Below are 14,100 nucleotides of genomic sequence, written 5' to 3'. Positions count from 1 at the left end.
TCGGGTAAATACCATACATTGATTATGACATACGGAGGATGAAAAATGCGTACATATGATTGCATTGTGATTGGAACAGGTTCTGCTGGAAATCAAGCGGCTTATAAATTCATCGAAAAAGGACTACGTGTTGCCATCGTTGAGAATTTCACTCCAGGAGGTACATGCGCACAGCGTGGATGTGACGCAAAAAAAATCTTACTGACAGGTAGTGAGACGAAAGATGCGGTCGAGCGATTGCTCGGATACGGTGTAAAGGGTCTGATTTCGATTGATTGGCGCCAATTGATGGAGCGAAAGAATGAATACACACGCGCCATCCCGGAGCAAACTCGAAAACGGTACGCGGAAACGGACATCGACTATTTCCATGGAGAACCGCATTTCGTGTCTTCACATCGTCTTCGAATTGGTGAAGAAGAAATCGAAGGGAAACAGTTTTTAATCGCAACCGGTTTACGACCTCGCGAATTATCTGTACCCGGTAGTGAGCGTTTCATAACAAGTAATGAGTTTCTTGAACTGAAAGAACTTCCACGCCGACTCGTCTGCATCGGTGGCGGTTATATCTCGTTCGAGTTCGCCCATCTCGCTCGTATTGCTGGCGCAGACGTCACGATCGTCTTACGTTCTAACGCCTTAAAACAATTCGAGAGCGAATTGGTCGATGTGCTATTAGAAGCCACACGGGCACTTGGTATCTCGATCATCAAAGAAGCAGAAGTCGTCGCTTACGAAGAGGAATCCCTTTATTTATCGAACGGCGACGTCTTGAAGACAGATATCGTCTTGAATGCGACTGGACGTGTCGCAAGTATCGACCAGCTTGGTCTCGAAGCCATTGGCGTTGCGCATAACGAAAAAGGAATCCATGTCAATGCGTACCTTCAGTCTTCCGTCGAACATATCTATGCTGCAGGAGACGTCGCTGTCAGCGGGAATCCTGCCTTGACACCGTTCGCTGGAACCGAAGGACGACTCGCTGCTGATAACATGCTCGAAGGGAACAATCGGAAACTAGAGCTGCTTCCTGTACCTAGCGTCGTATTCACCGCGCCGAACCTCGCCCTCGTTGGTGAGACGGAAGCTGCTTTGAAAAAAGCAGGTATTCCTTATCGTGGTCGCTTGATTGATACGTCCGCTTGGCAAACGAACGCACGGATCAAGGACAGTTTCGCTCGGGCGAAAGTGCTCGTCGGGGAAGATGATCAAGTCCTTGGCGCACACTTCATCGGTGTCAATGCAGCGGAACTAGCAAACTATTTCTCGTTTGCGATGCAGCACCGGATTCCAAGTACTTCGATGCAACAGACTGGATTCGCTTACCCGACACCTGCTTCAGACATCGCTTCGTTATTCGAGGATTGACAGGAGGCTTTTGGATGATCCAATACGGCTATACAATTTTATACGTTGAAGACACGGCACGGACGCTGGCATTCTATCGAGACGTTCTTGGACTACCCGTCAAGGCGGAGCACGGGAGCTACATCGAGTTCGAGACCGGTCAGACGACACTCGCCTTCAATACGCGTGAAGACGTGCAACAGTTGATTCCGGATTACCCGATACCAAGTGGAAAAACACAACAGACGTTAGAGATTGGTTTCATCACGGATGACGTCCCGACTCTTTTTCAGAAGGTGGTGGAGGCAGGATATGAGACCATCCTCGCTCCTACTCAAAAACCATGGGGGCAAGTCGTCGCCTATGTCCTCGACCCCGATGGTCACCTGATTGAACTTTGTACGCCAATGTAATCTAAAAAAACAGACCGTTCTGCCTGTGCAGAACGGTCTGTTTTGATATGCAGGAAAGAATTAGTTAGATGTTTCAACAAATTCTTTAAGTGCGTCTTTTGGCATGAAGCCCATTGTTTTGTTGACAGGTTGTCCATCTTTGAAGAGAACGAGTGTCGGAATACTTTGAACTTGGAATGCTCCAGCTACTTCTGGGTTTGCATCTACGTCGACTTTGACGATTTTTACATCTTGCATGTCAGCATCGAGTTCTTCAAGAACAGGTGCGAGCATACGACATGGTCCACACCATGTTGCCCAAAAATCAACAAGGACGAGTCCTTCTTGTGTTTCTTCTTTAAATGATTGGCTAGTTGCGTGTACGATTGCCATTGATCATAACCTCCTAATGAGTAGATCGACCCGGTAAAAAAATGGGTGATCTCTTTATTGATTCGAGTATATCATAGCAGTCTCTTCCAACAAACGAAACTGCTCACGCGAAAAATCCGCAAAAACAACCGGTACCATGATAATGGTACCGGCCTTCAAACTTATCCGTGAACGAGCATTTTTTTGAATTCTGCTGTCAATAATGGCACGACGTCGAACAAATCTCCGACGATGCCATAGTCCGCGACAGAGAAGATGTTCGCTTCCGGGTCTTTATTGATCGCAACGATGACTTTCGCATTTGACATCCCTGCTAAGTGTTGGATCGCACCTGAGATCCCGCACGCGATATAAAGGTCCGGTGTAACGACTTTCCCCGTCTGACCGATTTGAAGGGCATAATCGCAGTAATCCGCATCACAAGCACCACGCGAAGCACCGACTGCTCCTCCGAGGACATCTGCTAGTTCTTGTAACGGTGCGAAGCCGTCCGAGCTCTTGACACCGCGTCCACCTGCGACGATGACTTTTGCCTCTGATAAGTCAACGCCGCCAGTTGCTTTGCGTACGATGTCTGCGACGATCGTCCGTAAATCCTTCAGTTCGACTGTGACCGACTCGACCGTCCCTTGTGAACTACCTGCTTCGAGTGGATCGATGTTGTTCGGGCGGACCGTAAAGAGCGTCTTGCCTTCTGCGACTTTGACTTTTTCAAATGCTTTCCCCGAGTAGATCGGGCGAACGAATGACGCATCCGCGCCTTCCCCTTCAATCGCCGTCACGTCACTGATCAAACCGGCTTGCAATTTTGCCGCGATTTTCGGTGATAGATCCTTGCCGAGCGACGTATGTCCGAAGACGAGCACGTCGGGTGACGTCCGGTTCATCAACTCGAGGAAGACTTGTCCGTAACCGTCTGGCGTGTAGTGTAGAAGACGCTCATCCTCGACGACGAGCACCTGGTCCGCTCCGCGTGATGCTAGTGCATCCGCATCCTTTGCAACATCGTGTCCAATCAGGACTGCGATGACTTCGTCAGCGACACGTCGCGCTGCTGCGATTGCCTCAAACGACACATTCCGTAAACTGCCATCCCGTGATTCTGCGAGTACTAATGCTTTTGTCATTCGTTTCTCCCCCTTAGACCACTTTTGCTTCGTTGCGTAATAATGATGCGAGCTGTGCGACTTGCTCGTTTAGTTCACCTTCAAGGATCTTACCGGCTGCTTTGTTCGGTGGTAAGAAACGCTCGATCGTCTCTAGACGTGGTGTGAGTTCGTCTTCATCCAGTTCGAGATCATCAAGTTCGAGTTCTTCTAGCGGCTTTTTCTTCGCTTTCATGATCCCCGGAAGACTTGGGTAACGTGGTTCGTTCAACCCTTGTTGCGCAGTCACGAGTAACGGAAGTGTTGTTTCGATTGTCTCCGTATCCCCTTCAGCGTCGCGTGTTACGACAGCTTTCGTACCGTCGAGCTCTAGTTTCGTGATCGTCGTCACATAAGGGATGTCGAGTAATTCTGCGACGCGTGGTGCTACTTGACCACTTCCGCCATCAACTGCGACGTTTCCGGCGATGACGAGATCAACCGTTTGTTCCTTCAAATAACCAGCGAGCACTTCAGAAATCGTGAAATGATCTGCCTCTTCGATATCATCTTCAATCGAGATGCGAACTGCTTGGTCCGCTCCCATTGCGAGTGCTGTTCGTAATTCCTTGTCCGCATCTTCCGGTCCGACCGTCACGACCGTCACCGTTCCCCCTTGTGCATCACGGACACGAATCGCTTCTTCTACCGCATACTCATCGTACGGGTTAATGATGAACTCAGCGCCATCCTCATCGATTTGACCATTCTCGAGTTGGATTGCTTCTTCCGTATCAAACGTGCGTTTCAACAGTACATAGATTTCCATCTCATGCTCCCCCTTGTCGTCTATTCACCATCATTCTTTGTATCCGCTTACATGATTGTTGTCATGAAAAGGGCTTAACTCAGCCCTTTGATCAACATCCGATGAATCCCGTCACGTGTCTCAAGCAACTCATATTTGAATCCACTTGCCATCCAGCTCGTCACGACCTCATCGATCGTTCCGAAAATCATCTGACGTGCTAATCGATAATCGAGTTCGTTTGAAAACTCACCTGTCGTCATCCCGTGCTTGACGACTCGGTCAATCAGATGCAAGTACGGTTTCAAGACGGCAGCGATGTTTTGACGCATGTCTTGGTTCGATTGACGCAATTCGATCTGCGTGACGACCGCTAAATCATAGTCGACGGATAATTGCTCGAGGTGCGCCTCGATCAATGCTGCCAATTGTTCCGTCGCTGACGTATGGCTCGCGATTTGTCCTTCGGAATATTCGATGAAACTTCCCATTTTCGCTTGGAAGAGCGAAATCAAGAGATGTTCTTTATTCTTGAAGTACAGATAAATCGTTCCATCCGCAACTCCGGCTTCCTTTGCAATGGCAGTCACTTTCGCTCCATGGTAGCCGTTCTTAGCGATGACTTTTACGGCGGCATCAATGATGCGGTCACTCTTTGACATTGTTCGTTTCATTCCACTATCTCCTAACGCATAAAATGAATGATGGTTCATTCATATTTATTCTATCATGCCATTTTATCCTGTCAACTGCTTTCTTCGAGTTGTTTGGCACGTTCTTCTTCAACGAGAACACGGCGGAGAATCTTACCAACGAACGTCTTCGGTAACTCTTGCCGGAATTCGTACTGCTTCGGTACTTTGAACGATGCTAACTGTTTACGACAGAATTGATCGAGTTCTTCTTCCGTGACCGTCATCTCATCCTTGACGACGATGAACGCCTTGACGGTCTCTCCGCGGTAGACATCTGGAACACCGATGACGACCGCTTCTTTGACGGCTGGGTGTTCATATAGGATTTCTTCGACTTCACGTGGATAAATGTTGAATCCAGAAGCAATGATTAAATCTTTTTTCCGATCGACGATTCGGAAGTAATGATCCTCACCGATATATCCAAGGTCTCCCGTATGCAACCAACCGTTTCGCAGAACCGCTTGCGTGTCTTCTGGTCGTTTCCAGTATCCTTTCATGACTTGCGGACCTGTGACGATGATCTCACCAATCTCACCTGGAGCAGCTGGTGTCTCTCCGTCTGCTTGGACGATTTTCGCTTGCGTATCGGGCACCGGAATACCGACCGTTCCAGGAATCCGACGATCCCAGATACAGTTCGTATGCGTCACCGGACTCGTTTCAGACAGACCGTATCCTTCAACGATCCGCCCACCCGTCAGCGCTTCGAATTTTTCCTGCACTTCGACAGGTAGTGGAGCTGAACCAGAAATACAGGCTTCAATCGAAGAGAGATCATACTTCTTCAGCTTCGGATGATTCAATAGACCGACATACATCGTCGGAGCACCTGGGAACAGATTCGGTTTTTCCTTATGAATCGTCTTGAGTACCTGTTCAATATCGAATTTTGGAACGATGATTTGTTCATAGGCATTAAATATGCCGAAATTGAGGTTACACGTCATGCCATAGACATGGAAATAAGGAACGACTGCTAACAGCTTCCGTCCATCTCCTCGATTATATTTATAGAACCACTTGTCAATCTGTTCGACGTTTGCACTCAAATTGAAGTGTGTCAACATGACACCTTTGGGTGCGCCTGTCGTTCCACCCGTATATTGGAGAACTGCGACGTCCTCCTTCGGTTGAATCGCGACTGGTGTAATCGGCTCATACCCCCGCAAAGATAAAAACGGAATCGAACCTGTCGTATCAATGATGATGTTGTTATCTTTCCGTGCTTTAATCGGATACAGTTTATTTTTAGGGAAGGGAAGGTAATCCGCGATACTTGTCGTCACGACCGTCTTAAGTGTCGTCGCCGCTTTGACACGAGACGCTTTCGGATAAAGTAGATCAAGCGTCACGAGTAGATGTGCTCCCGAATCGACGAGAATCTGTTCAAGTTCACGGTCTGTATAGAGTGGATTCACTTGGACGACGATACCACCTGCATAGAGAACCGCATAATAACTGATCATATACTGGGGACAGTTCGGTAACATCAGTCCGACGCGATCCCCTTTTTTTAGTCCGTGCTCTTGTAACAGGCTCCCAAGTGCGCGGGCCTCGTCACGTACTTCACGAAACGTCATACGTTTTCCTAAGAAACTCAAGGCACGTTGTTCTGGAAAATCGGTCGCTGCCTCATCGAGTGCCTGATAAAGAGGTAATTCTCGATAATCAATCGATGCGGGTACTTGCTCGGGATAATCAGATAACCAAACGGATTCCATACGTTTCCCTCCCAGATAATGAATTACTATTCATTTTTATTATACGTTGATTCCAATTCGACATGCCAGTAAAATCCAAAAAAAGAAATCGAATCTGCTTGTTTTTTTTTCGATTCTTTCAATCGAGAATCATACAAAAAAGCAGTACTTCCCTTTCTCGTTTCCGAAAAAGAAGCAGCACTGCTTTTTAATAGACATCACCGGGATGGATACGTGAATCCTTCTCCAATGACTTCGCGCACTTTATGAATGACGACGAAGGCGCGGGGATCCGCTGCTTCGACGATCTGTTTCAACGGTGCCAGTTGTCGTTTATCGACGATCATATACAACATATCATTTTTTTGTTTCGTGAAATGACCGTGACTGTGAATGACCGTTGCACTACGGCCGAGCGTCTCTGTCAGGATTGTCGCGATTTCCTCTTGGCGATGACTGATGATCGTGACCGCTTCGCGGACATTCAATCCTTCGCTGACGAGATCAATCAAGTACGAACCGATGATGATCGCAATCAACGTATACAGCATCGTCTCTTCTCCGAATAGGAACCCTGATGCGCCGACGACTGCGACGTCGATGATGAACATCGAAACTGCGATACTGAGATTGAGATACTTATTCATCAATCGAGCGATGATCACACCCCCACCCGTCGTTCCTCCAGCACGAATAACAAGTCCGATTCCGACACCAATCAGAATACCCGCATAGACCGTACCAATTAAACGGCTATCCGATGATGTCGCTAGATTTGCTGTCGAAGAGAGGACAAACGATGTGACGGCGACCGAGATGACGGAGTAAAGCATCGTCTTCCGGCTAAGGAATCGATAACCGACGACGAACAGCAAAGCGTTCGCAATCAGGGAAACAAGTCCCGTATCCCAGCCATAGAGGTAGTAGAAGATGACCGTGATCCCGATCAATCCACCTTCTGATAAATCGTTTGGAATCGTAAAGTAATTGATGCCAAAGGCAAGAATGGCTGATCCAATGATGACCCAAAAAATATCCTTCCAAGAAATTAATTGCATTGCTTCAAAAGCACGGCGTCTTGTTTCTGCCGTTGTTGTTTTTCGTACGTTCATATGCGTTCCTCCTTTTTTGATTAGGCGTGGCTTCCAATAAAAATTCCGTACTGAAACGATGTCAGTACGGAATGATCACACGGTAAGACCGGTTCTTTTAATTAAATACAATCCAAAGGATACCGACGACCAAAAAGGCGATCGAAACCCCGAACATGATTTTCGCTAAACGTTCTAACACGGATTCACCCCACTAACGCTGATCCGATGACGTAGGACATGCCGATCGATAAGGCACATGAAATAATACCGACAGCAATGTTGCCGTTCTCGATTTCACGGTCTACCGGCAAATTCGGTGTCAGGAATTCAAAGATCCAGTATGTCGATATCAACAGTAAGAAGCCAAAAGCACTTTCAAGAAATATCGACCCGACCCGTTCTTCCCCTTGAACAGCGAAATGAACGATATTGGCGAGTCCGATGATTTTTCCACCTGTTGCTAACGCAACGGCGATGTTGCCACTCTTGATATGTTCCCAGTTTTTATACCGGGTTGTCAACTCAAAAAGTGCAAGTCCTAAAATGATCAGTAATCCCGCGACCGAATAGAGCGCTGTCGTATAGACATAGACGTTCTCAAAAATGTTCATCCTGCTTTCCTCATTTCAGTTCGATGATCGTCACACCGTGTCCGCCTTCACCTTGACCACCTAAGCGGTGACCTTTGACGTGACGATGACCTTTCAAGAATTCTTGGACACCTTGACGCATCGCTCCCGTACCCAGACCATGGATAACACGAATATGGTCGTAGTTCGATAACAAAGCTTGGTCCATGAAGCGTTCGAGCTTCGATAATCCTTCTTCAACACGGACGCCACGTAAATCCAGTTCAGCTGAAGGCGCCGATTGTTTCGTCACACTCGTACCACCAGAACGCCCTTTTGTTTGAGGACGTTTTGGAGTACTGCCGATCTTCGCGAGATCTTCCGGTTTGACGTTCACTTTCATGATGCCGACTTGAACGGTGTACTCGCCGTTCGCCTGTTGGTTGATGATATAGCCTTTTTGATTGAAGGTCGTGACTTTGACTTCTTCCCCTTTATCAAAACGTGGTGTTTGATCGTATTTCGCTTTAACTTTAGCGATCCGTTTTTCTTGCAGACTCGGCTTCGCATCTTCAAGTTTTTTACGTGCCTCGATCAATTCATGCTCTTTGACGGCACCAGCGTCTCGTAATTCCTTCAAACGTTTAATGACGCCTTCCGCTTCTTTTTGGGCACGTTCGACTGCACGTGCTGCTTTTTCTTCCGCTTTTGCCAGAATCTCATTTTTCTCTTCCTGGATCTCGGCTTGTTCTTGCTCGAATTGCTCACGCTCTGCAACGAGTCGTTTCTTCTCTTCTAGCAACTGAGCCTCTAACGTTTCAGCACGCTGTTTCGCCTCTTCCAGTCGTTCGATCATCGTCTCGACAGACTGTGCGTCGCTACCGATTTGACCACGTGCCGCATCGATGATCCGGTCTTCGAGTCCGAGACGTTTTGAAATCTCGAACGCGTTCGAACGTCCCGGTACACCAATGAGTAAGCGATACGTCGGACTGAGGGATTCAACATCAAATTCCATCGACGCGTTAACGACTCCTTCTCGGTTATAGCCGTACGCTTTTAACTCCGAATAGTGCGTCGTCGCTGCAACACGTGCTCCGCGCCGTTTCACTTCATCAAGAATCGCGATCGCCAGGGCAGCTCCTTCTGTCGGATCCGTTCCCGCTCCTAATTCATCAAACAGCACCAAACTCATGAAATCGATTTTCTCCATCATCGAGACGATGTTCGTCATATGCGAACTGAACGTCGACAAGTTTTGTTCAATCGACTGTTCATCCCCGATATCGGCATAAATCGCATCGAAGACACTGAGCTCCGTCTCATCTGCTGCCGGTACGTATAGTCCTGATTGAACCATCAATTGCAGAAGACCGATCGTCTTTAAGGTAACTGTCTTACCACCGGTGTTCGGACCGGTGATGACGAGTGATGTAAAATCGCCACCTAGCGAGACAGTGATCGGCACGACTTCATCTTTCGGGATGAACGGGTGTCGAGCTTCCTTCAAGATGATATGGCGATTTTCATTCAAGCGTGGTTCAACCGCTCCGATCTGATGACCATACAACGCTTTCGCCATGATGAAATCAAGTTCTGCTAATACATCAAGATTGATGCGCAGCGAGTCACCGACACTCCCGACAAGTGCTGATAATTGGGCGAGGATTCGTTCGATTTCCGCCCGTTCTTTCAAACGTGCTTCTTGAATCTCGTTGTTCGCAGAAACGACGGCTTGTGGTTCGATGAATAACGTCGCTCCAGAAGCTGACTGGTCGTGGACGATCCCACCGAACGCTTGACGATATTCTTGTTTGACCGGGACACAGTAGCGATCATTTCGCATCGTCACGATGGCGTCAGACAGCATCTTCGCTTTACTACGTAAGACACTATCGATTTTTGAACGAACTTGTCCTTCGAGCGAACGCAACTGACTACGTAACGCTCGTAATTTATCACTTGCCGAATCTTGAACAGTTCCTTGGTCGTCAATGGCATGACGAATCCCCTGTTCGATCTCAACGAGCTTCGTGATCTGTTCGATTCGACTATCGAGTCGTGGTAATCGTAGATCCGGGTGATCCTCATGCAATCGTTCTTGGAACGCCTTCACTTGACGTCCTGAATAAACGACGTCTGCGACGGATAAAAGTTCACTCGTCGAGAGGACCGAACCAATTTCTGCTCGTTTCACTTCACTGCGGACATCTGTCAATCCACCGAACGGATAACGGTCACGCAACCGGTAAACCGTCGTTGCTTCCGTCGTGACGGCTAATAATTCCTTGACCTGCTCGAACTCTTCCGCCGGACGCATCGCTCGAACGAACTGTGCTCCAAGTGAGCTTGCCGTGAACGATAACATGTTTTCTTTTAACTTCTCATATTCTAAGACGCGTAATGCGTTGGCATTCATTTAATCCACTCCTAAACGTTTTCGACCGAAGAAAGCAAGTGCTGCTTCGGCACTCCACGTATTGATGACATCAGACGCCTCCAAATAGGCTTTACGTGCATGGAGGACTCCAAGTTTCATATCTTCTAACATTTCTGGTCGGTGTGTATCTGTATTGATCAAAATTTTCACACCAGCAACCTTCGCTTTTGCTAGGGAACTTGCCGTCAAATCGAATCGTGCCGGGTTTGCATTCATCTCAAGCGCTGTTCCTGTCTCGGCTGCTAGTTCGATCAAGCGATCAACGTTAACGGCATAGCCCTCTCGTCTACCGATGATTCGTCCTGTCGGATGGGCAATCAGAGAAACGTAAGGATTACGACACGCATTCTCAAGCCGTTGCATGATCTCTTCTTCCGTCTGATCGAATTTCGAGTGAATCGAGGCAATGACGTAATCCATCTCTTTTAAGAAATCATCTTCATAATCGAGCGACCCATCAGGCAAGATATCCATCTCGACGCCACATAAAATCGTCATCTCAGGATGTTTCTTGCGTGCTGCTTCGATTTCGACACGTTGCGCACGTAGACGCTCTTCCGTCAATCCATTGACGAACTTCATATACTTACTATGGTCGGTGATCGCCATCCATGTATACCCTCGTGCAGCACACGCATCGACTAATTCTTCAACAGATAATGTTCCATCTGACCATGTCGTATGCATGTGTACATCTGCTTGGATATCCTGTTCCGTCAAAAGGCGTGACAAATCCTGCTCGAACTCTTGACGCCCTGCTCGTAATTCAGGTGCGATGAACGGTAAGTCGTACCGCGCAAACAATTCTTCTTCCGTCTTCGGCTGCACTAATCCTCGCTCGGTCTCAACGCCATATTCAGAAATGCTCTCTCCCCGTTCTTTGGCAAGTTGACGCATCCGGACATTGTGACCCTTCGAACCCGTGAAGTGATGTAACGTTGACGCGTACGCCGCGTCATCGACGATTCGGAAATCAACCGCGATATAATGGACGTCTCGTTTTAAGACGAGTGATACTTTCGTACTGCCGGCAGCAATGACTTCATCGATGAGCGACAGTTCCAATAGTTGCTCCTTGATCCGATCCGGTTCGTTCGTCGAGAGGATGAAATCAAGGTCCTTGCACGTCTCTTCTGCTCGGCGGAAGCTCCCACCAACTTCGAAGCGAATGATTTCATCGAACGACGCAAGGGTCTGATTTAATTCCGCAACGACCTTCCGCATGACACCATACGGTAGTCGTTCCGGTCGTGTTTCAAACGTTTCGAGCGCTTTGACGTACTTTTCGACCGTCTTCTTACCGAATCCAGGCATCGTTTCGACTGTACCATCCGCTAATTTCTCTGCAAAGGAATCCGCATCAATGACGCCGACTTCATGCAATTTAGCAAGTTTCTTCCCACCAAGACCTGGGATCTTTAGTAAAGCGATCAGTCCTTCCGGTACTTCTTGTTCGAGTTCCGTCAGTGCCGTACTCGTTCCCGTTTCCCGGTACTCCTCAAGAACAGCGGCCGTTCCTTTACCAATCCCCTTCATCGCCGTGAAATCCTCGATTGCCATGAAGTCAGCATCGGATGCTTCGAGGATACTTGCTGCTTTTCGGAAAGCATTGATCTTAAACGGATTTTCCCCTTTAACCTCTAGATAGACTGAGATTCGTTCCAAGTGACGCATTGCATCTTGAATCGTACGCATGTGCAATTCTCCCCTCAAAAAAAGCTCCCATTTAACGGGAGCATGTTTATTTTATCAATCCAACTTTGTCCATCAGCCAATTCGCAAGGAGCGGTGTATGTTGGATGATGAAGCTTGCCAAACTAGAGTCTGCGATCGCATCCTGTATCGACTGAATCGGAACGAATGCCGCTAAGAACAAGAGCAAGAAGATGAAGATATACATCTCGATGAAGCCGAAGACGCCACCTAATAATCCTTTGACTTGTTTTAAGATCGGGACATTCGTCAACGAATCAAACATCGACAATAAGATCGCTAAGATGATTTTTGTACCGAAGAACAGGACGACGAACCAAAAGGCTTTATAGAACACTTCATCGAGTCGTGCTGAACTTGGAATTGCGAACATCGTCAAATCGATTCCCGCATCATCCAGCGTCGACGGATATGGAACCCACAAACGGAATTTCGTCGCCAGTTCCTCATAGAACGACAAGGCGACGATGAAGGAAATGATCAGGCTGAGCAAATGCCCGGCCTGCAATACGACTCCCCGTCGGACACCTGTCATGATGCCTAAGGCGAGAAGTAATAAGATAACGAAAGAAATCATAGTTTATAGTTCACCCAAATTCTTTTTTATTTTTACGTAATCACTACCAATATTAAGCGCCGCTAGGACGGCGATTTGACGAACGTCGAGTTGTGGTGCTTGTTCTCGGATTTCTCGAATTTTCGTATCGACGAGGAGACCCACTTCGCGTACGTGTTCTGGCGACTCCGTTCCGACAATCGTATAATCATTGCCTGCGATATGAATCGTCGTCCGGTTCAACCCTTCTGAATCAGCCATTTTTCTGTCCTCCTCATACTTTGCTTCTTTCATATAGTACCATCATTTTCGTTTTAGGAAAAGAAGTCCCCCATCGGTCTTAAGGATGGTATGCTTAATCCCGGAAAGGGAGGTTATCTCGTGGGAACTATCGTTTTACGCTTATCTAAAGAAAAGCAAGATCTCGTCATACAAGAGTTTAAACAAGGACAGACGAAGAGTCCACCGTATGCTCGTTTCGCCGCTAAAGTACCCGGATGTGTCATCACGATTTACAATTCTGGAAAAGTGATGTTTCAAGGAACAGAAGCCGAAACGATCGCTTCACGCTTCGGCACGGCTACACCGACTAAATCGAAGGAACCACTTGTTTCAACGTTACCAAATGGTTTTGCAGAATGGTCAGTCGCTGGCAGTGACGAAGTTGGAAAAGGCGATTTCTTCGGTCCACTCGTCGTCGTCGCTTCCTTCGTTGATCGAAAGCAGATTGCACTCCTTCGAGAACTGGGTGTACGTGACTCCAAGCACTTGAATGACACGGAGATTCGAAAGATCGCCCGTGATCTTCATGCCGTCATTCCGTACACATATCGTATCCTACACAATCCAGAATACAATCAAATGCAACGCACGATGACACAAGGAAAGATGACTGCCCTGATGCATAATGATGTCCTGCAGCGACTTCTTGACAAACTGGAGACGAAACCAGAAGCGATCTTGATAGATCAGTTTGCTGAAAAGACCGTTTACTATAAACACTTGTCTGGTGTCATCAATCCCGTTCGAGAAAATGTCTACTTCTCGACCAAGGCGGAACAACTCCATGTCGCCGTCGCTGCCTCCTCGATCATTGCTCGCGCCATCTTTTTGAAGGAGATGGACAAGTTGAGTGAAACAACAGGTGTCGTCATTCCGAAAGGTGCTGGTGCTAAAGTGGATCAAGTCGCTGCCTCACTGATTTTACGTTATGGAGCTGACAAACTTCGTGACTGGACGAAAGCCCATTTTGCGAATACGAAAAAGGCACAACAACTAGCTGCGAAACGAAACCGACCATGACCT

At 47.7% G+C, this 14,100-nt stretch carries 14 protein-coding genes; 3 read left to right on the top strand and 11 right to left on the bottom strand.

What is annotated here, in order from left to right; translation table 11 throughout:
• The first annotated feature begins 45 nt into the window (after positions 1–45).
• A complete protein-coding gene (locus NOM72_RS03165) occupies positions 46–1,368 on the top strand; it encodes a dihydrolipoyl dehydrogenase family protein (protein WP_023468992.1) in 1,323 nt (440 codons plus the stop codon).
• 14 nt (positions 1,369–1,382) lie between these two features.
• The gene (locus tag NOM72_RS03160; protein WP_023468993.1) at positions 1,383–1,760 is read left to right on the top strand and encodes a VOC family protein; all 378 of its coding nucleotides are present in this window, start codon (positions 1,383–1,385) and stop codon (positions 1,758–1,760) included.
• Positions 1,761–1,820: 60 nt separating this feature from the next.
• On the opposite strand, the gene trxA is transcribed toward NOM72_RS03160, so the two are convergent.
• The 11 genes from trxA to zapA all read right to left on the bottom strand — a co-directional run bounded on the left by trxA (position 1,821) and on the right by zapA (position 13,056).
• Entirely contained in the window at positions 1,821–2,132 is a 312-nt protein-coding gene (gene trxA, locus NOM72_RS03155) for a thioredoxin (RefSeq protein ID WP_023468994.1), read from the bottom strand.
• A 161-nt stretch (positions 2,133–2,293) separates the two neighbouring features.
• The gene (locus tag NOM72_RS03150) at positions 2,294–3,259 is read right to left on the bottom strand and encodes an electron transfer flavoprotein subunit alpha/FixB family protein (protein WP_035396582.1); all 966 of its coding nucleotides are present in this window, start codon (positions 3,257–3,259) and stop codon (positions 2,294–2,296) included.
• A 13-nt stretch (positions 3,260–3,272) separates the two neighbouring features.
• The gene (locus NOM72_RS03145; protein ID WP_023468996.1) at positions 3,273–4,046 is read right to left on the bottom strand and encodes an electron transfer flavoprotein subunit beta/FixA family protein; all 774 of its coding nucleotides are present in this window, start codon (positions 4,044–4,046) and stop codon (positions 3,273–3,275) included.
• 74 nt (positions 4,047–4,120) lie between these two features.
• The gene (locus tag NOM72_RS03140) at positions 4,121–4,699 is read right to left on the bottom strand and encodes a fatty acid metabolism transcriptional regulator FadR (protein ID WP_023468997.1); all 579 of its coding nucleotides are present in this window, start codon (positions 4,697–4,699) and stop codon (positions 4,121–4,123) included.
• A 71-nt stretch (positions 4,700–4,770) separates the two neighbouring features.
• On the bottom strand, positions 4,771–6,444 hold the full coding sequence (locus NOM72_RS03135) for an AMP-binding protein (protein ID WP_035396576.1): 1,674 nt from the start codon (positions 6,442–6,444) through the stop codon (positions 4,771–4,773).
• A gap of 197 nt (positions 6,445–6,641) precedes the next feature.
• Complete coding sequence (locus NOM72_RS03130) at positions 6,642–7,535, bottom strand: YitT family protein (RefSeq protein ID WP_023469000.1); 894 nt, start codon at positions 7,533–7,535, stop codon at positions 6,642–6,644.
• Between the two features lie 185 nt (positions 7,536–7,720).
• Positions 7,721–8,128, bottom strand: a complete 408-nt coding sequence (locus NOM72_RS03125) for a DUF350 domain-containing protein (RefSeq protein ID WP_023469001.1) — start codon at positions 8,126–8,128, stop codon at positions 7,721–7,723.
• A gap of 10 nt (positions 8,129–8,138) precedes the next feature.
• Entirely contained in the window at positions 8,139–10,505 is a 2,367-nt protein-coding gene (locus NOM72_RS03120; protein WP_055968740.1) for an endonuclease MutS2, read from the bottom strand.
• Positions 10,506–12,221, bottom strand: coding sequence for a DNA polymerase/3'-5' exonuclease PolX (polX, locus tag NOM72_RS03115; protein WP_255997759.1), 1,716 nt, complete (start codon positions 12,219–12,221; stop codon positions 10,506–10,508).
• A gap of 46 nt (positions 12,222–12,267) precedes the next feature.
• Positions 12,268–12,816 (bottom strand): CvpA family protein, encoded by a 549-nt coding sequence (locus tag NOM72_RS03110; RefSeq protein WP_023469004.1) that lies wholly within the window; start codon positions 12,814–12,816, stop codon positions 12,268–12,270.
• A 3-nt stretch (positions 12,817–12,819) separates the two neighbouring features.
• Positions 12,820–13,056 carry a cell division protein ZapA gene (gene zapA, locus NOM72_RS03105; protein WP_029342308.1) on the bottom strand — a complete coding sequence of 79 codons (237 nt, stop codon included), beginning with the start codon at positions 13,054–13,056 and terminating at the stop codon, positions 12,820–12,822.
• 120 nt (positions 13,057–13,176) lie between these two features.
• On the opposite strand from zapA, the gene rnhC reads away from it, so the two are divergent.
• Positions 13,177–14,097: a ribonuclease HIII gene (rnhC, locus tag NOM72_RS03100; protein WP_023469006.1), complete on the top strand. Its 921-nt coding sequence runs from the start codon at positions 13,177–13,179 to the stop codon at positions 14,095–14,097.
• Positions 14,098–14,100: the final 3 nt, after the last annotated feature.

This window comes from Exiguobacterium sp. LL15 (assembly GCF_024436095.1).
Taxonomy (GTDB): Bacteria; Bacillota; Bacilli; order Exiguobacteriales; family Exiguobacteriaceae; genus Exiguobacterium_A; species Exiguobacterium_A indicum.
The sequence above is the reverse complement of the archived record's forward strand: the minus strand, read 5'-3'. Positions and strand labels throughout refer to the sequence as shown.

Bases quoted from the DNA above. Each gene is read 5' to 3' on its own strand.
- zapA (WP_029342308.1), bottom strand. From the start codon at position 13,056: ATGGCTGATTCAGAAGGGTTGAACCGGACGACGATTCATATCGCAGGC.
- NOM72_RS03130 (WP_023469000.1), bottom strand. From the start codon at position 7,535: ATGAACGTACGAAAAACAACAACGGCAGAAACAAGACGCCGTGCTTTT.
- NOM72_RS03110 (WP_023469004.1), bottom strand. From the start codon at position 12,816: ATGATTTCTTTCGTTATCTTATTACTTCTCGCCTTAGGCATCATGACA.
- NOM72_RS03140 (WP_023468997.1), bottom strand. From the start codon at position 4,699: ATGAAACGAACAATGTCAAAGAGTGACCGCATCATTGATGCCGCCGTA.
- NOM72_RS03160 (WP_023468993.1), top strand. From the start codon at position 1,383: ATGATCCAATACGGCTATACAATTTTATACGTTGAAGACACGGCACGG.
- NOM72_RS03145 (WP_023468996.1), bottom strand. From the start codon at position 4,046: ATGGAAATCTATGTACTGTTGAAACGCACGTTTGATACGGAAGAAGCA.
- NOM72_RS03165 (WP_023468992.1), top strand. From the start codon at position 46: ATGCGTACATATGATTGCATTGTGATTGGAACAGGTTCTGCTGGAAAT.
- polX (WP_255997759.1), bottom strand. From the start codon at position 12,221: ATGCGTACGATTCAAGATGCAATGCGTCACTTGGAACGAATCTCAGTC.
- NOM72_RS03135 (WP_035396576.1), bottom strand. From the start codon at position 6,444: ATGGAATCCGTTTGGTTATCTGATTATCCCGAGCAAGTACCCGCATCG.
- NOM72_RS03120 (WP_055968740.1), bottom strand. From the start codon at position 10,505: ATGAATGCCAACGCATTACGCGTCTTAGAATATGAGAAGTTAAAAGAA.
- trxA (WP_023468994.1), bottom strand. From the start codon at position 2,132: ATGGCAATCGTACACGCAACTAGCCAATCATTTAAAGAAGAAACACAA.
- NOM72_RS03150 (WP_035396582.1), bottom strand. From the start codon at position 3,259: ATGACAAAAGCATTAGTACTCGCAGAATCACGGGATGGCAGTTTACGG.
- NOM72_RS03125 (WP_023469001.1), bottom strand. From the start codon at position 8,128: ATGAACATTTTTGAGAACGTCTATGTCTATACGACAGCGCTCTATTCG.